We start from the raw sequence: 17,743 nt of genomic DNA on the forward strand, positions 1-17,743 counted from the left end.
GCGGAACAGGAACGAACCGATCCCGTATTCATTGGGTATTCATACGGTCTCGGCTACGCCCTCAAAAGGCCATGTCGCCGTATGAGTTGTTAAGCCGCGCAGCATAGATAAGCTGCCATCAACGCTGACGAACCGAGGGGACAGGTTCGCGATCCTGCCACGTTCGGCCCCGTATGGTTTTCCTTGATGCGCGCCATCGTTGCTGTCCTCCTCTGCGTTACTGCTGTCCACGCGGCCATCTGGGGCCTCCTGAGGGATGAGCAGAAGGCACCCGACTTCAACGGAATGTTGCCCAGCTTGTCCTACGCCCCGTTCGAAGGCGCAGGACACCCGGACGTCGACAACATTCCTAACAAGGAAAAAATCCGCGCCGACCTCAAGAAACTCGCGACGATGACCAAGGCCATCCGCCTGTACTCGTCGACGGGCGGCGTTGAGCTGGTTCCCCCGATTGCCGCCGAATTCGGCCTCAAGGTCACGGTCGGCGCCTGGATCGACAAGAACGCAGAGCGGAACGAACGCGAAATCGCCGCTGCCCTCGAACTTGCCAAGCGAAACAGCAACGTCATCGGCATAGTCGTCGGCAATGAAACCATCTACCGCGGCGAACAGAAGGTCGAAGACCTCATTGAGCTGATCCAGCGCGTCAAAAAACAGACTAATGTCCCTGTTACGACTGGCGAAATCTGGAATATCTGGCGCGACAATCCGCAATTGGCCTCGGCGGTCGATTTCATCGCCGCGCACATCCTGCCGTACTGGGAAAACTTCACCGACAAGCAGGCTGTCGATCAGGCGATGTATATCTATGGCCTGCTGCGGGATACCTTTCCCGGCAAGCGCATCGTGATCGCCGAGTTCGGCTGGCCAAGCGCCGGCTACAATCTCAAGAACGCCAACCCCGGCCCATTTGAACAGGCCTCAGTGCTGCGGAATTTCGTGACCCGCGCCGAGGCCATCGGGATGGACTACAACATCGTCGAAGCGATCGATCAGCCTTGGAAATTTTTTGAAGGCGGCGTTGGACCTTACTGGGGCGTTCTTAATGCATCACGCGAGCCGAAATTCGCATGGACCGGCCCCATCGTCGATCCGGATTACTGGAAAATTGCAGGCATAGCCCTGCTGATCGGCGTCCTGCTGTCGCTGCCGATCCTGCGCCTGGCCCATCCAACCGTGATGCAAGCCATCATGCTGGCCGCTGCGGCAAACGGAGTGGGCGCATGGTTCGCAACCGTGTTCGCCTACTGGAACACGCACTACTTCGTCTTCGGCTCGGCCTTTGCGCTGACCTTGGGCCTCATTCTGCTCGTACCGCTGGTCCTGATTGCGATGGCCCGGATCGAAGAGATCGCGACCATTGCTTTCGGGCGCAAGCCTTCGCGCCTGATCTCGGCGGCTGTCCCCGCTCCGCCTGAAGGTTACGCACCAAAAGTCTCGATTCACGTGCCTGCGTATTTCGAACCGCCTGAGATGCTGAAGCTGACGCTCGATGCGGTGTCCCGGCTCGATTATCCAAATTTCGAATGCGTGGTGATCATCAACAACACGCCCGATCCGGCGTTCTGGCAGCCGATCCAGGACCACTGCCGCGCTCTCGGCGAGCGCTTCATCTTCATCAACGCCGAGAAGGTGCAGGGCTTCAAGGCCGGTGCGCTGCGGATTGCCATGGAGCGCACGGCCCCGGACGCGGAAATCATCGGCATCATCGACGCCGACTATGTCGTCACGCCGGACTGGCTCAAGGATCTGGTCCCGGCTTTCGTCGATCCGCGCGTGGGTCTCGTGCAGGCTCCGCAGGAGCATCGTGACGGCGACCGCTCGCTGATGCACTACGCCATGAACGGCGAATATGCCGGATTCTTCGACATCGGCATGGTGCAGCGGAACGAAGCCAACGCCATCATCGTCCATGGCACGATGTGCCTGATCCGCCGTGCGGCGATGGACATGGCGGGCGGCTGGGCAGGTGACACGATCTGCGAAGACACCGATCTCGGTCTTGCGATCATCGAGCACGGCTGGCTGACGCACTACACCAACAGGCGCTACGGGTATGGCCTGCTGCCGGACACCTACGAGGCCTTCAAGAAACAACGTCACCGCTGGGCCTATGGCGGCTTCCAGATCGTCAAGAAGCACTGGCGCCGGTTCCTGCCCAATGCGAGCAGGCTTTCGCCCGATCAGAAGCGCGAGTTTGCACTCGGCTGGCTGAACTGGCTCGGCGCGGAAAGCCTCGGCGTGGTCGTTGCGATCCTCAACCTGATCTGGGTGCCGATCGTCTCATTCGCCGACATCGCCATTCCCGACAAGATCCTGACCCTGCCGATCATCGCGGCATTCATCGTCTCGCTGGCGCACTTCCTGACACTCTACAGGCTGCGTGTGCCGGTGAAGGTCGGCCAGATGCTGGGCGCAATGGTTGCGGCAATGTCGGTGCAGTGGACTGTGTCGCGCGCCGTCGCCAACGGCCTGATCACCGACCACCTCCCGTTCGCACGCACCTCCAAGGGCGGCCTGTCCCGCATGTCGGTGGAATTCCAGGCTTTCTGGGAGGCCGTGATCGGTATCCTCCTCATCATCGGCGCTATCGTGCTGGTTGCTTTCAACCAGAAGGAAGTTCGCGAGATCAACATCTTCGCCGGCGTGCTTGTGCTTCAGAGCCTGCCGTTCCTGTCGGCTGTCGCGATCGCGATCCTCGAGAACTCGCGCATCAACGCCTTTGGCTTTTGGAGTTCGTCAACAGTGCGTGCTGCGGAACTGATCGGTCTTCGCCGGGAAACAACGCCAACTAACATGACGGTTCAACAGCCGGTCACGTCGGACGTCCGTCCCGATATCAAGTGATTGCTGCGACCTAATGCGCGGAAATGTCGTCAGCTATTTAATGCTGACGAATGTGCCCCATGCTGCGGCTATTCCCGCTCCGACCAGAACGTAGACGGGATGCTGGCAAAACGTGTCGCCGTAATTGCACATCGTCTTTCCAAACCGGCCGAGCTGGCCGTGGTCAGCTGCGTAGAAGAGCCCCGAGAGAGCAACCAGGATACCGGCGACGAAATACATTCTAGTTGGCCCTTTTCGCTCCCAAGCCCGCATCGCCGACTCATCCCACGATGCGAATCCTAGCCGATTGTAGCCGCAAGGATGCGGTTTGACAGGGCACCATGGTGAGCGCGGAGGGACTCGAACCCTCGACCCCATGATTAAAAGTCACGTGCTCTACCGCCTGAGCTACGCGCTCACGTGTCGCGGTGTGTAGGTGGCGGGTGGATGTGGGTCAAGTGCAGGCCGGCATCCTTGTTCAACCTGTGGAATTCACCGCCAAAGTTTAAAAATCCCGGCTTGAGAACGACAATTGACACATGAACAAAAAGAGAACATAGTGAGTTCTCACTGCGGGAGGCCTGGATGGCCGATATATCCTATTATGTAGCCCTTCCGTTCACTGAGGACGACGAAGGGTCCGTTGTGACCGGGACCGCCGAGGAGTTCCAGAGCGCGTCCACGGCGATTCGGCGGGCCGAGACGCTGTCACGCACCTCCGGAATTATCGGCGCGGTCGCTTTCACTCGCTCCGGTGACCCAATGACGGGTGACTTCAAGGACGCCATGGTGCTGAAAACCTTTGGCAGCGTCCCCACGGATTTGAGCGGCCTGTAGAGGGAGCCATCAGGACCTGCGGTCTTCCTGCTCTTTCAATTCATCTTCGCTGAGATCGATCCTCGGCGTCGCGAAATCATCACTATCGGGATCGACCTTGAACGGCGCGTTCCTGGTGGGATCCAGGCGCCCTTTCCGTTTGCCCTTGTCGGTGGCGTCGCCCTTTTTCTTCTTTCCGGCCATCGCTGGTTTCCTTGCCTGCGCTGCCGGAATGACCGGCATGGTTCCCTAGAATATGGCTGAGGCGAAGCGCATCTGCTACGCCTACTTCTCCAGATTTCGAGGACATACGCCATGACGGATTCGCCTGCGGCCCCCGAGAACACCGTCCAGGAATTCGACGTGCCGGTGCCGTACATGCAGCGGACGCGCGACTACTATCTGGCCATCGGCTACGACACGCCCTACCGCTGGGCGCACAACGTCGACGCTCCCTTTCAGCCGCTTACGAAGCCCCTGGCGCAATCGCGGGTTGCCATCGTCACCACGGCGGCCCGTTTTGATCCGACGAAGGGCGATCAGGGACCGGGGGCGGCCTACAACGGCAGTGCGAAGTTCTATCAAGTCTATGATGGCGACAGCGGGAAGAAGCACGACCTGCGCATTTCCCACATCGCCTACGATCGCGTGCATACGTCCGCAACCGATATGAACACCTGGTTTCCGCTGGAGCAGTTGTACCGGCTTGCCCGCGAAGGCCGGATCGGTGACGTCGCGCCGCGCTTCTTCGGCGCGCCGACCAATCGCAGCCACCGCGTCACGGTCGACACCGACGCGCCGGATATCCTGGCGCGATGCAAGGCCGACAACGTCGATGCCGTCGTGCTGGTCCCCAATTGTCCCGTGTGCCACCAGACCACGGCTTTGGTTGCCCGACACCTCGAGGCCAGTGGAATTTCAACCGTAGTGATGGGATGCGCCAAGGACATCGTCGAGCACGCTGCCGTGCCGCGGTTCCTGTTCAGTGACTTCCCGCTGGGTAACTCCGCCGGCAGACCGAACGATCTGTCGTCCCAGGCGCTCACGCTGGAACTGGCGCTGAAGGTGCTCGAAAGCGCACCGGGTCCGCAGACCACTGTGCAGTCGCCACTGCGCTGGAGCGCAGATGCTTCATGGAAGCTCGACTACAACAATGTCGAGCGCATGTCGCCGGAAGAGCTTGCCCGGCGGCGGCGCGATTTCGATGCACAGAAGGAAGCCGCGCGCGTCAATCGCGTGGCGTGAGCTATTCGCACATCCCTGCCGCCTTCCTCAAGGCGGCATTGATGCGGTCCTGCCAACCCGGACCACCCTCCTGGAAATGCTCAAGGACGTCCTGATCGATCCTGAGTGAGACAAGCTCCCTCACGCCTGGAATGGCAGCTTTCTTTGGAACGGCTTCCGGCACCTTGGTGGTGACGGACTTGAACGCCGCCTCAGCTTCCGTCTTTGCATCGCTCAGCGTGCGGGGCCGCCGTGGAGGAGAAGCCATCGTTAAACTCCCTCAAACAGCGCCGTAGACAAATAGCGTTCCGAAAATGATGGGATGACCGCCAGAATGGTCTTGCCCGCATTTTCGGGCCGCTTGCCGAGTTCGAGCGCTGCCGCAATAGCTGCCCCCGACGAGATGCCGCCCGGAATGCCTTCCACACGTGCAAGTGCGCGCGAAGTCGCAATGGCCGTTGCACTGTCCACCTTGACAATCTCGTCGATCACCGACCGATCGAGGATATCAGGCACGAATCCTGCGCCGATGCCTTGAATCTTGTGAGGCGAGTGCTGCCCGCCGGACAACACCGGGCTTTCCACCGGCTCGACAGCGACGATCCGCAGCGACGGCTTTCGCGGCTTCAGAACCTGCCCCACGCCGGTGATCGTGCCGCCTGTGCCGACACCGGCGACAAACACATCGATATCGCCATGGGTATCGTTCCAGATTTCCTCAGCTGTGGTGCGGCGGTGAACGTCCGGATTGGCCAGATTCTTGAATTGCTGTGGCATCACCGAATTGGGCGTATTGCGGACAAGGTCTTCCGCGGTCGCAATCGCGCCTTTCATGCCTTGTGCAGCCGGTGTCAGGACGATTTCTGCACCCAGAAACGCCAGCATCTTGCGCCGTTCAATCGACATCGATTCCGGCATAACCAATTTCAGCCGGTAACCGCGCGACGCAGCGACGAACGCCAGCGCAATACCCGTGTTGCCGGAGGTCGGTTCGATCAGCACGGTATCCTGATTGATGACGCCAGCCTTCTCCATCGCGACGATCATCGCCGCACCAATGCGATCCTTCACGCTGGCGGCAGGATTGAAATATTCAAGTTTGGCGAGAATTTTCGCCTTTACTCCATTCTGTTCCGGCAGACGATGAAGACGGACGATCGGTGTATCGCCGAATGCATCAACGATGCTGTCGTAGATGCGTCCGCGCCCGGGCTGACGTGTCTGTGAAGCGTTTGGGTTTGACTTGGTATCCATGCCCCGGTCCTCCTGATCGATCCATCCGCACCATGAGAGAAAGCTACGCAAAACGAAAGGCTTCGCCATTAATGGCGGTCGCGACCGTGCGCGCAAGAGCAATGATGTTCCCGACCGGCATTGCATCGCAAAAACGGTATTTCGCAAAAGGAACGTATTTGTGTTGCGACAACTTCAAACTTGCATGAGTATATTCCGCGCGAGCTCGAACCCGGAAGGGAGGTCACGATGCCAGCACTTGCTGAACTTCTGTCGACCAAACCGTCACGCCTGCCGCCCCGTATCACTGACCGGCCGATCTGCACGATCTGCGCGGACTCGATGGTCGCCGCAGAAGCGTCCGCGTTTCTTGCCGACAATGTCATCAGCTATCTCTGGACTTGCGACAATTGCGGCTATGGCTTCGTCACGAAGCACTCAAACTATTCATCGAAAATCGTCTGTAACTGAACGCAACTCTCAGCGCGGCGCGATATCGCCCCGCGCCCATCCTGCACGAACTGACGCGCGGTAATCGTCGAATGTCCCGGCAGCAATTGCGGCGCGGGCACCGCTCATCAGATTTTGATAGTATGCGACGTTGATCTCCGACAACAGCATCGCACCCAGCGCCTCTTCCGACTTCACGAGGTGGTGCAGGTAAGCCCGTGAATAGCCGCTTGTCGAACGCCAGCCGCTTTCCTCGTCCAGCGGACGAGGATCGTCGGCATGGCGGGCGTTTCGCAGGTTGATAACGCCATGGCGCGTGAAGACGTGGCCGTGACGGCCGTTCCGCGTCGGCATCACGCAGTCGAACATGTCGATGCCCCGCGCAACCGCCTCAAGCATATCGTCCGGTGTCCCGACACCCATCAGATAACGCGGACGATCCTGAGGCAGGATCGGCGCCACCTCCTCGATCATCGCAAGCATGACCTCCTGCGGCTCGCCCACGGCGAGACCGCCGATGGCGTAGCCGTGGAAGCCGATGTCAATCAAGGCGCGGGTGCTTTCGCGGCGCAGGTCCGGAACATCTCCGCCTTGCGCAATTCCAAACAGCATATAGCCGGGCGGCGCGGTCTCAAACGCGCGCTTGCTGCGCTCCGCCCAGCGGAGCGACAGTTGCATGGCGCGCTCGATCTCGGCGCGTTCTGCCGGCAGCCTGACGCATTCGTCGAGCTGCATGGCGATATCCGAGCCGAGCAGCCGCTGCACTTCGATGGCACGCTCGGGCGACAACTCCACTTTGGTGCCGTCGATGTGCGAACTGAACGTCACCGCCTGTTCGGTAATCTTGCGGATCTTGGCGAGCGACATGACCTGGAAGCCACCGGAGTCGGTGAGCATCGGGCCATTCCATGTGGTGAAGGCCTGCAATCCGCCTAACGCAGCAATACGCTCGGCGCCGGGCCGCAGCATCAGGTGATAGGTGTTGCCGAGAACGATATCGGCGCCAGTATCGCGAATATCACGCCAGTGGATGCTTTTCATCGCGCCAGCGGTGCCGACGGGCATGAACGCAGGCGTGCGCACCACCCCGTGCGGGGTCGTGAGTTCGCCGGTCCGCGCTTCGCCATCGCGGCCGAGAAGCTTGAAATGATTGGGAACGCTCATGAGCGAGTTCATCGGTCAGGTTGATTTGCGAAACAACAGGGACGCATCGCCATACGAATAGAAGCGATAGCCGGTCTCAATGGCATGAGCGTAGGCTTTCTGCATGGTCTCCAGCCCGCTGAAGGCCGAAACCAGCATGAATAGCGTCGACCGCGGCAGGTGAAAGTTGGTCATCAGAATGTCCACGGCCTTGAAGCGATAGCCCGGCGTGATGAAAATCGCGGTGTCATCGGAGAACGGCTGGATAGTGCCGTCATCCGCAGCAGCGCTTTCCAGCAGCCGCAACGATGTCGTCCCGACGGCGACGATACGGCCACCCCTGGTGCGGGCCTCGTTAAGTGCGGCGGCCGTCTCGCTGGACACCGTGCCCCACTCGGCATGCATCCTGTGGCCGTCGGTGTCGTCAGATTTCACCGGCAGGAACGTCCCTGCTCCCACATGCAGCGTCACCCGATGCAGACCGATGCCGCGATTACGTAAGGCTGCCTCGAGCGCAGGCGTGAAATGCAGCCCCGCTGTTGGCGCGGCGACAGCGCCTTCGCTGACTGCAAACATGGTCTGATAGTCGGTGTTGTCTCGCTCATCAGGCATGCGCCGCGAGGCGATATACGGCGGCAGCGGCGGCGCGCCCACGTCCGCAATCGCCTGATCCAGAACTGGTCCGTGAAACGAGAATGCCAGCGTCACTTCGCCGTTCTCGCCCTTGCTCTCGACCTGTGCGTCCAGATTTCCGAGCAGGCAAACCCGGCCTTCGTTGCCGAAGCGGATGGCATCACCCGGAGTGAGTTTCTTCGCCGGCTTCACCAGTGCCTGCCAGCGAGAGCCGTCGAGGCGCTTGATTAGGGTCGCTTCGATCTTCGGCTCGGTTTCGCGGCCGATGCGACGGCCGGTCAGTTGGGCGGGAATGACCTTGGTATCGTTGACCACAAGCTGATCGCCCGGTTGCAGAAACAGCGGCAAATCGGAAACCGTGGAATCCGTCAGCGGCTGGTTCGGCTTCACCACGAGCATGCGCGCCGCATCGCGCGGGCTGACAGGCCGCAGCGCGATGTTGCCTTCCGGAAGGTCGAAATCGAAAAGATCAGTACGCATGATGCTCAAATGTCGATGGCCGGGACATGCCCGGCCATCCGTTCGCAAGCCAGACTACAGCGGCGATCAGGCGGCGTCAGCCGCCATGTGCGCCTTGATGATCTTGTCGGGATTCTGCACGGGCTCGCCGCGCTTGATCTTGTCGACGTTCTCCATGCCCGAGGTCACCTTGCCCCACACGGTGTACTGGCCGTTGAGGAAAGCTGCATCGTCGAAGCAGATGAAGAACTGGCTATCACCCGAATCCGGGTTGGCAGCGCGCGCCATCGATGCGGTGCCGCGCACATGCGGCTCCTTGTTGAACTCGGCTTTCAGCTTCTTGCCGGAGCCGCCGGTGCCGGTGCCCTGTGGACAGCCGGTTTGCGCCATGAATCCCTCGATAACGCGGTGGAACACGATGCCGTCATAGAATCCCTCGCGCACCAGTTCCTTGATGCGGGCGACATGACCCGGCGCGAGATCGGGACGCATCTCGATCGTGACCGGCCCCTGCGTCGTCTCCAGGATCAACGTGTTTTCATTGTCTGCCATGATATTTCCTTTGCAGATTGGGAGGCCCGCTATGGCCGGTAGGCCGCGGGCCGCCTGAGGTTGGTTACTTGATGTCGGAAGCGACCTGCACTTTCACCATCTTGTCGGGATCCTGAACCGGCTCGCCGCGCTTGATCTTGTCCACAACGTCCATGCCGGAGACGACTTCTCCGACGACCGTATACTTGCCGTTCAGAAAGCTGCCGTCGGCGAACATGATGAAGAACTGCGAATTGGCCGAATTCGGTTCGCTCGAGCGCGCCATGCCGACAATGCCGCGCTTGAACGGCACGTTGGAGAACTCCGCCGGAAGGTTCGGATACTTCGATCCGCCGGTGCCATTGAAACGCTGGCCGTCGCCGGTCTGAGCCATGAAGCCCTCGATCACGCGATGGAACGGCACATTGTTGTAGTAGCCGTCGCGGGCAAGCTGCTTGATGCGCTCGGCATGCTGCGGGGCCAGATCGGTGCGCAGCTTGACGATCACCCGCCCCTTTGTGGTGTCGATAACAATGGCGTTGGCCTTGTCGAGACCAGCCGGAAGCGCCTGCGAAAAAGCTGGCGTTGCAAGAACAATAGCCGCGAGAACGGCAAGGATGCGGATCATGAGAACTCCGGATCAGAGGAAGTTATTTGCCGGCAAATTTTGTTTTCAGGCGCGCGGCGACCGCCTTGGGTACGAAATGGGAGACGTCTCCGCCCATCCCTGCGATCTGACGCACCAGTGTGGCAGTGATCGGGCGGACGGTGGCGGATGCTGGCAGGAAAACGGTGCGGATTTCGGGCATCAGCGTCTGGTTCATGCCGGCGATCTGCATCTCGTAGTCCAGATCCGTGCCATCCCGCAGGCCACGGATCAGGATCGTCGCCCCTGCCCGCTGGGCCGCGGTCACGGTCAAATCGCTGAATGTAACGCAATCGATCTCGCATTTGGCGCTGGCGGCGATCGGCGCGAACACCTCGCGGATCATGTCCTGCCGTTCCTCGACCGGAAACAGCGGAGCCTTGCCGGGGTGGATGCCGATCGCCACGACCAGCCGGTCGACCAGGCTGCAGGCCTGCCGCACGACATCCAAATGGCCATTGGTGACAGGGTCGAACGACCCCGGGTAAAGCGCAATACGGGACATGTCCCCTCCTAACCCGGCCCGGCGACCGCCGCAAGCTGGCCGGTTCCCCTCGATAACGCGGGTTTCAGCGTCAAAAATTTTAAGATCTCGTGAACTTTTACCCGCTGCTGCGCGTCATCCCTTCGAACGGCCCGCCAAGGCCGGCATCACAGGGGACGGACCATGATCAAGGCACTCTCAGCAGTGACGATCGCGGCTTTCGTTGCAGCCGCCATGACAATCTTGCCAAGCTTCGCGCCTCCGGTGGAGGCGAGCGTGCCGCAGGCGCTCGCAAAGGCGGACCGGCTCCCGATCCGGACGGTCAGCGTGCCTTGCGCCGCACAGCACTGGCCGACCATGGACGCGGCGTGCCTGCATCGCAGCAATTGGAAGAGCGGTGTCCAGCCGGTCCGGGTCGTGACAACAGACCGCAAGTAATCCCCCGCGTCATCCCATTCACCTCCGCCTGGGGCGCGGCGTTGCTGCGCCCATCAATAAAATCCGCTCGGCGGCCATGGCAATTTCCTTCTCGCGGTAGCAGACTACGGACATGCGTCCGTTCGGGATGCTCACGAGGCGACGGGGGTAGCAAGTGACTGCCGTACATGCCGCTGCTTCAGTCCGCAGCCCCGGACTTCCAGTAACCGCGATGGTCGGAGCTCTCGGTGTCGTCTATGGCGATATCGGGACCAGCCCGCTTTATGCCCTGAAGGAAGCCGCGAAGGCGGCAACTCATAACGGCGGCGTTCTCACCAACGAAGCTATCCTCGGCGTGGTCTCGCTGATCCTCTGGGCACTGATCCTCATCATCTCGTTCAAATACGCCATGCTGATCATGCGGGCAGACAATCGCGGCGAAGGCGGCATCGTCGCGCTTCTGGCGCTTCTTCACGCCCGCAACGCGCAATCCGGAACATGGCGTGCGAATTTGCTCATCATCGGATTGATCGGCGCGGCGCTGTTGTATGGCGACGGCGCCATAACGCCCGCAATCTCGGTTCTTAGCGCGGTGGAGGGATTGAAGGTCGACGCACCATCGCTCGCCCACGCCGTGGTGCCGATCACCGTCGCGATCCTGATCGGTGTTTTCCTGATGCAGCGCAAGGGCACGGGATTCATCGGCGGGATATTCGGGCCGTTCATGCTGATTTGGTTCATCGTCCTTGCATTGCTCGGCATTCACGGCATCGCCAAAAATCCGGACGTCCTGGCAGCCCTGAGTCCGACATACGCGGTGACGTTTCTGCTCAGTCAGAATTTCCACATCTCGTTTGCGATCCTTGGCGCGGCGTTTCTCGCCGTGACAGGCGGCGAGGCCATGTATGCCGATATGGGTCACTTCGGCCGCTCGCCGATCCGGTTCGCGTGGTTCACGATTGCGCTGCCGGCGCTGGTCCTCAACTACTTCGGCCAGGCGGCGCTGCTCATCACCGATCGCGGGGCACTTGAAAACCCGTTCTACCAACTCGCCCCCGACTGGGCGCATTATCCGCTCGTTGCCTTTGCCACCCTCGCCACGGTGATTGCATCTCAGGCAATCATCACCGGTGTCTTTTCCCTCACCCAGCAGGCCATTCAACTGGGATTCTTGCCCCGCATGCACATCCAGCACACGGCGAGTCACGAAAAGGGCCAGATCTACGTTCCGCTGATCAACTGGCTTCTCGCCGCAGGAACGCTCGGAGCCGTCATCGGCTTCGGCACGTCGGATGCTCTCGCGGGCGCCTACGGCGTCGCCGTGTCGCTTCTGATGGCGATTACAACGCTGCTGGCAGCGCTTGTCGCCCTCCAATGGGGTTATCCGCCGGTGGTTGTCATCGCGGTCAACGGATTCTTCCTCGTGATCGACTGCATTTTCTTCGCCGCGAACTCTGCCAAACTTTTAGACGGCGGCTGGTTCCCGCTGCTGATAGCGGCCGTCATCGCGTTCCTCATGCTGACATGGCGCAGTGGCGTGAAGCTCGTCGAGGCCGCGCGAGGCGCGCTGCGCCAGCCCGAAGAGGACCTGATCGAAACCGCGGTGAGCAAATGCCACGCGCGGCTTCCAGGAACCGCGGTGTTTCTAGCCTCAGCCCCGAAAGGTGTCCCGCTCGCGCTGACGCAGTTCGTGAAACACAATCACGTGCTGCACCAACGCGTCCTCCTCGTGACCGTCCTGATTGCGGAAGCGCCGCGCATCCCTGACGACGACAGGGTCGAAGTGATCGAGATCATCGAGGGCATCACGCGGGTGATTCTGCATTTCGGATTCATGCAGTACCCAGTCATTCTGGAGGGACTTCAGCTCGCCTGTGCGCAGGGCAAGCTTCCGGGCATCGATCTCAACAACATCACCTATTACATCGGCCGCGAGACCATCATCCCCAGCGAGAAAATCGCAGGCATGTGGGTGTGGCGGGAGACGGTGTTCGCATTTCTCCAGCGGAATGCGGAACGCACGGCGGCGTTCTTCGGCGTTCCCACCAAGCAGGTCGTCGAGTTCGGAACCGAGATCGAGATTTAGGTCACAATCCCGGCCCGATGGGCCGGGATCAGACTCTAACCGCCGTTGCCGTTCTCGGACTCGTCCTCGGTGATGTGCTCAACCGACACCACGTGTTCGTCCTCGGCGGTATCGAACACGATCACACCCTGCGTCGAACGTCCGGCGACGCGGATCCCCTCGACCGGGCAGCGGATAAGCTGTCCGGCGTCTGTCACCAGCATGATCTGGTCGCTGTCCTCGACCGGGAAGGACGCCACAAGCTTGCCGTTGCGGTTGTTGACGGACATCGCGACGATGCCCTTTCCACCGCGGCCCGTGGTCCGATACTCGAACGACGAACTGCGCTTGCCATAGCCGTTCTCGCTGATGGTCAGCACGAACTGTTCGGCAGCGGACATTTGCGCATAGCGCTCCTGGCTGAGTTGCACTGTCGCCGATGTCTCTTCGGTATCCGAATCGCCGCTCTCCTCGGCAGCCGCCTCACCGGCAACCGCACGGCGCATTTTCAGGTATGCGGCCCGCTCGTCGGCGTTGACGTCCATATGACGCAAGATCGTGAGAGAGATCAGCTTGTCGCCGTCGCCAAGGGCGATGCCGCGCACACCCATCGAAGTGCGGCCGCTGAACACGCGCACATCCGTCACCGGGAAGCGGATGCACTGCCCGCCGGCGGCCGTCAGCAGCACGTCATCGTTTTCGGTCGCAATCTGAACGTCGACGATGGCCTCGCCCTCGTCGAGCTTCATGGCGATGATGCCGGAGCGGCGCACATCGACGAAGTCGGACAGCTTGTTGCGCCGGACATTGCCGCCGGTGGTGGCGAACATCACGTCGAGGTTGCCCCACGACGACTCATCTTCCGGCAGCGGCATGATGGTCGTGATGCGTTCGCCCTGCTCCAGCGGCAGGATGTTGATCAGCGCCTTGCCGCGCGAATTCGGCGCGGCCATCGGCAGACGCCAGACCTTCTCCTTGTAGACCTGCCCACGGGACGAGAAGAACAGCACCGGCGTATGCGTCGAGGCAATGAACAGCCGGCTGACGAAATCCTCGTCGCGCGTCTGCATTCCCGAGCGGCCCTTGCCGCCGCGCTTTTGCGCGCGATAGGTCGACAGCGGCACGCGCTTGACGTAGCCCGCGTGCGAGACGGTCACGACCATATCCTCGCGCTGGATCAGGTCCTCGTCCTCGACTTCGCCTTCCTGATCGATGATCTTCGTCCGACGCGGGGTGGCGAACTCATCCTTCACCGCGGTGAGTTCGTCCTTGATGATAGATTGAATCCGCGCGCGAGAGCGCAGGATGTCGAGATAGTCGGCAATCTCTGTCGCGAGTTTGTTCAGCTCTTCGGAGATTTCCTCGCGGCCAAGTGCCGTCAGACGCTGCAGACGCAGATCGAGGATCGCTTTTGCCTGTTCCAGCGACAGGCGCGCAGTGCCGTCTTCAGACACGCGATGGCGCGGATCGTCGATCAGCGTGATCATCGTCGCCATATCCTTGGCCGGCCAGTCGCGCGACATCAGGGTTTCGCGCGCCGTATTCGGATCGGGAGACGTGCGGATGACGCGGATGACTTCGTCGATGTTTGCAACGGCGATCGCAAGACCGACCAGGATGTGAGCGCGGTCGCGCGCCTTGCCGAGCAGGAACTTGGTGCGCCGAGAAACCACGCTCTCGCGGAACGCGATGAACACGGTCAGCAGATCCTTCAGGTTCATCACCTGCGGGCGACCGCCATCCAGAGCCACCATGTTGGCTCCGAAGTTGGTCTGCAACGGTGTGAACTTGTAGAGCTGGTTCAGCACCACCTCCGGCACCGCATCGCGCTTCAGCTCGACGACCACGCGGTAACCGTCGCGGTCGGATTCGTCACGCAGATCGGCGATGCCTTCGATCTTCTTTTCGCGCACCAGTTCGGCGATACGCTCGACCATGCCCGCCTTGTTCACCTGATACGGGATTTCCGAAACGACAATCGCCTGACGGTCCTTGCGGACATCTTCGATCTCGACCTTGCCGCGCATCACGATGGAGCCGCGGCCGAGATGGTACGCGGCGCGAATGCCCTGGCGGCCAAGAATAATGCCGCCGGTCGGGAAATCCGGTCCGGGAACGATATTGATCAAATCGTCGATGCCGAGTGCCGGATCGTTGATCAGCGCGATACACGCAGCGATCACTTCGCCGAGATTGTGAGGTGGAATGTTGGTCGCCATGCCGACCGCGATGCCGCCGGCGCCGTTGACGAGCAGATTTGGAAATTTGGCCGGCAGAACACGCGGCTCGCGCTCGGAGCTGTCGTAGTTCGGCTGAAAATCGACAGTATCCTTGTCGATATCATCGAGCAGCGAATGCGCAACCTTCTGCAGACGCGCTTCGGTGTAACGCATCGCGGCCGCCATATCGCCGTCGACCGAGCCGAAGTTGCCCTGTCCGTCTATCAGCGGCACGCGCATGGAAAAGTCCTGCGCCATGCGCACCATTGCGTCGTAGACCGACTGGTCGCCGTGCGGGTGGTACTTACCGATCACGTCACCGACGGTGCGCGCCGATTTGCGGTACGGCTTGTTCCACTCGAAACCATTCTCGTACATCGCGTAGAGAATGCGCCGGTGCACCGGCTTCAGACCGTCACGCGCATCCGGAAGCGCACGCGCTACGATCACGCTCATCGCGTAATCGAGGTAAGAGCGCTTCATTTCATCCGTGATCGAAACGGGACGGATATCGGCCGTCTCGGGCGGGCCGGACGGCGGATCTTCTTGGTCAGCCAACGTGCGAATCCTGAGTGTGAAATACTCGTTTTATATAGGCGAATTCGCACCGCAACGCCAACCGCATTCGCCGTTAAAAAGAACGCCAAAACAGATGGAATTACAATGCCTTACAGCCGCCTAAAAACTCGTGTGAATTCCCGATTCTCAGCGCCTGAGATTAGACGTTTCGGCAGCCGCTACTGACCGAATGCGACCGCGTGCATGATACGTCCGGGGACGAATGTGAACAGCCCGGCGATAACGAGCCCGCCGGTGAAAATCGAGATCATGGTGATCCGGTGCCCCCTCACACGGTGCCTGTGAGCGAACCAGATTCCGAGCGGAAGCATGATCAGGCTGAAGATCGACAGCAGATGAATTGGGCTCCACGGCTCGCCCAGCTTGATCTGTCTGCCATGTATCCAGAATGAACTGATCGCAACAGTCACCATCAACGCGACCCAGATCCATCCCATCGTACGATGACGCTGAGTGCCTTTCGGAAGCGAGAACTGAACGAGGCCAAGCACAAGCGCGCCGATCGCGGCGAACGTATGCAATTGAATGACCAGAGGCGCATTGAGTAACGGCGCGAAGCCCATCCTTGCCCCCACGACACGAGTTGACCCGACCGAATGGGTTTCGCGGCCATTCGACCCAATGTTAATATCATTAACATAAGTCCGAGGCAATGTCGTGCGCGGCCGGCGCGAGGATCGCCGGCTATTTCTTACATCGATTGCTTGATGATGCCGCCGCGCTCCTGCACGGCGTTGATCCAGCGCGGATTCACGCACAATCGCGGAGACGGTGATTTGAGCACCGGCTCCGCGAGCTTGGCAGCGTTTCGGCTCAGAACGGAATGTCGTCGTTCATGTCGTCGTTGCGGCCACCGCCGGCAGCCACGCGGCGCGGAGGAGCAGAACGCGAAGGTCCCGACGATCCGAAATCGCCCTCGTCGGCTCCAAACGAACCGCCGCTGCTCTTGCCGTCGAGCATCGTCAGCGTCGAGTTGAAGTTCTGAAGCACGACCTCCGTCGAGTAACGATCCTTGCCGTCCTTGTCCTGCCATTTACGGGTCTGGAGCTGGCCCTCAATGTAAACCTTCGAGCCCTTCTTCAGATACTGCTCGGCAATCTTGCAGAGACCTTCACTGAAGATCACGACTCGATGCCACTCGGTCTTTTCCTTCCGCTCGCCAGAGTTTTTGTCGCGCCAGGTATCGGAGGTCGCGACGCTGAGATTGGCGATCGGGCGACCGTCCTGTGTGCGCTTGATTTCAGGGTCGGCGCCGAGATTTCCAACCAGAATGACTTTATTGACGCTTCCCGCCATTACCGTTCTCCACTTTAGCGCACCGAGAGGGCGCGCCGAATCTGTCAGGATTTATGTACGCGGGACGACAATCCCCACCCTTGGGAAAGCCCGCTCTACAAATGACCCTATACTTTCCGGCCCCCGCGATGAGGCCGCCGCGCCGGTTATCCACACGCAACCGGTATTGTCGCACAGACATAATACGTACTCTTTTTGTTCTTATGCAAGTGGTCCCGCAAAAGCAACCCTTTGTAGGACAAAACATTCTCGCCTGGGGTTCCATAAATGTGACGAAAACGTGATCAAATCGTGGAACCGGGAGGCCGAATATCCCAAACAATTCCTTACGTTAGAAGCTTTCACTTCCCGTCCGACTGTTGCATTTCGGAGACGGCTTTTTTGGGAGAAGCCGGTATATTCCGTCCACGAAATCGAAATCCCATTGCGTTCGCGCCTTGGAAAACTGCTTCGAAAAATCGAGGCGGACTTAAAACTGGAGAAGATCAGATGAAGAAGTTCTTGCTCGGCACCGTGGCACTCGTTGCCCTCGGTACTGCTTCGGCGGTTGCCGCTGACCTGCCGGCCCGCACCTACACCAAGGCGCCGGTTTACGCCGCGCCGATCTACAACTGGACCGGCATCTACGTCGGTGCGCACATCGGAGCCGCTTTCGGTGGTGACGACGGGTTCGCAACCAACATCGTCGGCCTGACTGGTTCGAGCCGCGACGCTGCGTTCCT

The 17,743-nt window shown here is 60.4% G+C and carries 17 protein-coding genes, 1 tRNA gene and 1 pseudogene; 7 read left to right on the top strand and 12 right to left on the bottom strand.

What is annotated here, in order from left to right:
* Window positions 1-186 precede the first annotated feature (186 nt).
* The gene (locus AC1Q67_RS20940; protein ID WP_492236495.1) at window positions 187-2,847 is read left to right on the top strand and encodes a glycosyltransferase; all 2,661 of its coding nucleotides are present in this window, start codon (window positions 187-189) and stop codon (window positions 2,845-2,847) included.
* 321 nt (window positions 2,848-3,168) lie between these two features.
* Here the strand turns inward: AC1Q67_RS20940 and AC1Q67_RS20945 are convergent.
* A tRNA-Lys gene (locus tag AC1Q67_RS20945) sits at window positions 3,169-3,244 on the bottom strand.
* A 167-nt stretch (window positions 3,245-3,411) separates the two neighbouring features.
* On the opposite strand from AC1Q67_RS20945, the gene AC1Q67_RS20950 reads away from it, so the two are divergent.
* Window positions 3,412-3,663 carry a hypothetical protein gene (locus tag AC1Q67_RS20950; RefSeq protein WP_492236494.1) on the top strand — a complete coding sequence of 84 codons (252 nt, stop codon included), beginning with the start codon at window positions 3,412-3,414 and terminating at the stop codon, window positions 3,661-3,663.
* 9 nt (window positions 3,664-3,672) lie between these two features.
* On the opposite strand, the gene AC1Q67_RS20955 is transcribed toward AC1Q67_RS20950, so the two are convergent.
* Window positions 3,673-3,846 (bottom strand): hypothetical protein, encoded by a 174-nt coding sequence (locus tag AC1Q67_RS20955; RefSeq protein ID WP_192817725.1) that lies wholly within the window; start codon window positions 3,844-3,846, stop codon window positions 3,673-3,675.
* Between the two features lie 111 nt (window positions 3,847-3,957).
* Between AC1Q67_RS20955 and AC1Q67_RS20960 the strand changes: the two genes are divergently transcribed.
* Window positions 3,958-4,887, top strand: coding sequence for a glycine/sarcosine/betaine reductase selenoprotein B family protein (locus tag AC1Q67_RS20960; protein ID WP_492236493.1), 930 nt, complete (start codon window positions 3,958-3,960; stop codon window positions 4,885-4,887).
* A 1-nt stretch (window position 4,888) separates the two neighbouring features.
* On the opposite strand, the gene AC1Q67_RS20965 is transcribed toward AC1Q67_RS20960, so the two are convergent.
* Window positions 4,889-5,134, bottom strand: a complete 246-nt coding sequence (locus AC1Q67_RS20965) for a BrnA antitoxin family protein (protein ID WP_492236492.1) — start codon at window positions 5,132-5,134, stop codon at window positions 4,889-4,891.
* 2 nt (window positions 5,135-5,136) lie between these two features.
* Window positions 5,137-6,120 carry a cysteine synthase A gene (gene cysK / locus AC1Q67_RS20970; protein WP_024578025.1) on the bottom strand — a complete coding sequence of 328 codons (984 nt, stop codon included), beginning with the start codon at window positions 6,118-6,120 and terminating at the stop codon, window positions 5,137-5,139.
* A 228-nt stretch (window positions 6,121-6,348) separates the two neighbouring features.
* Here cysK and AC1Q67_RS20975 point away from each other — a divergent pair, with 228 nt between their 5' ends.
* Window positions 6,349-6,570, top strand: a complete 222-nt coding sequence (locus tag AC1Q67_RS20975) for a hypothetical protein (RefSeq protein ID WP_024578026.1) — start codon at window positions 6,349-6,351, stop codon at window positions 6,568-6,570.
* Window positions 6,571-6,579: 9 nt separating this feature from the next.
* On the opposite strand, the gene tgt is transcribed toward AC1Q67_RS20975, so the two are convergent.
* The 5 genes from tgt to coaD form a co-directional block, all read right to left on the bottom strand.
* Window positions 6,580-7,713 carry a tRNA guanosine(34) transglycosylase Tgt gene (gene tgt, locus AC1Q67_RS20980; RefSeq protein ID WP_492236491.1) on the bottom strand — a complete coding sequence of 378 codons (1,134 nt, stop codon included), beginning with the start codon at window positions 7,711-7,713 and terminating at the stop codon, window positions 6,580-6,582.
* Window positions 7,714-7,728: 15 nt separating this feature from the next.
* Window positions 7,729-8,805, bottom strand: coding sequence for a tRNA preQ1(34) S-adenosylmethionine ribosyltransferase-isomerase QueA (queA, locus tag AC1Q67_RS20985; RefSeq protein WP_492236490.1), 1,077 nt, complete (start codon window positions 8,803-8,805; stop codon window positions 7,729-7,731).
* A 66-nt stretch (window positions 8,806-8,871) separates the two neighbouring features.
* Window positions 8,872-9,336 carry a peptidylprolyl isomerase gene (locus tag AC1Q67_RS20990; RefSeq protein WP_019197051.1) on the bottom strand — a complete coding sequence of 155 codons (465 nt, stop codon included), beginning with the start codon at window positions 9,334-9,336 and terminating at the stop codon, window positions 8,872-8,874.
* A 64-nt stretch (window positions 9,337-9,400) separates the two neighbouring features.
* Complete coding sequence (locus tag AC1Q67_RS20995; RefSeq protein WP_492236489.1) at window positions 9,401-9,943, bottom strand: peptidylprolyl isomerase; 543 nt, start codon at window positions 9,941-9,943, stop codon at window positions 9,401-9,403.
* 22 nt (window positions 9,944-9,965) lie between these two features.
* Complete coding sequence (gene coaD, locus AC1Q67_RS21000; protein WP_492236488.1) at window positions 9,966-10,466, bottom strand: pantetheine-phosphate adenylyltransferase; 501 nt, start codon at window positions 10,464-10,466, stop codon at window positions 9,966-9,968.
* A gap of 162 nt (window positions 10,467-10,628) precedes the next feature.
* Here coaD and AC1Q67_RS21005 point away from each other — a divergent pair, with 162 nt between their 5' ends.
* Together AC1Q67_RS21005 and AC1Q67_RS21010 are read left to right on the top strand one after the other, a co-directional pair.
* Complete coding sequence (locus AC1Q67_RS21005) at window positions 10,629-10,883, top strand: hypothetical protein (protein ID WP_492236487.1); 255 nt, start codon at window positions 10,629-10,631, stop codon at window positions 10,881-10,883.
* 211 nt (window positions 10,884-11,094) lie between these two features.
* A complete protein-coding gene (locus tag AC1Q67_RS21010; protein WP_492237144.1) occupies window positions 11,095-12,948 on the top strand; it encodes a potassium transporter Kup in 1,854 nt (617 codons plus the stop codon).
* A gap of 35 nt (window positions 12,949-12,983) precedes the next feature.
* Here AC1Q67_RS21010 and gyrA read toward each other — a convergent pair whose 3' ends face one another.
* The 3 genes from gyrA to AC1Q67_RS21025 all read right to left on the bottom strand — a co-directional run bounded on the left by gyrA (window position 12,984) and on the right by AC1Q67_RS21025 (window position 17,021).
* A complete protein-coding gene (gene gyrA, locus AC1Q67_RS21015; protein WP_492236486.1) occupies window positions 12,984-15,704 on the bottom strand; it encodes a DNA gyrase subunit A in 2,721 nt (906 codons plus the stop codon).
* Between the two features lie 179 nt (window positions 15,705-15,883).
* A complete protein-coding gene (locus AC1Q67_RS21020; protein WP_492236485.1) occupies window positions 15,884-16,288 on the bottom strand; it encodes a DUF2306 domain-containing protein in 405 nt (134 codons plus the stop codon).
* 250 nt (window positions 16,289-16,538) lie between these two features.
* Window positions 16,539-17,021 carry a single-stranded DNA-binding protein gene (locus AC1Q67_RS21025; RefSeq protein WP_492236484.1) on the bottom strand — a complete coding sequence of 161 codons (483 nt, stop codon included), beginning with the start codon at window positions 17,019-17,021 and terminating at the stop codon, window positions 16,539-16,541.
* A 489-nt stretch (window positions 17,022-17,510) separates the two neighbouring features.
* Here AC1Q67_RS21025 and AC1Q67_RS21030 point away from each other — a divergent pair.
* Window positions 17,511-17,743: pseudogene (locus AC1Q67_RS21030) on the top strand (outer membrane protein); the annotation flags it as partial.

The organism is Afipia sp. GW823-FHT06G09, from assembly GCF_058794875.1.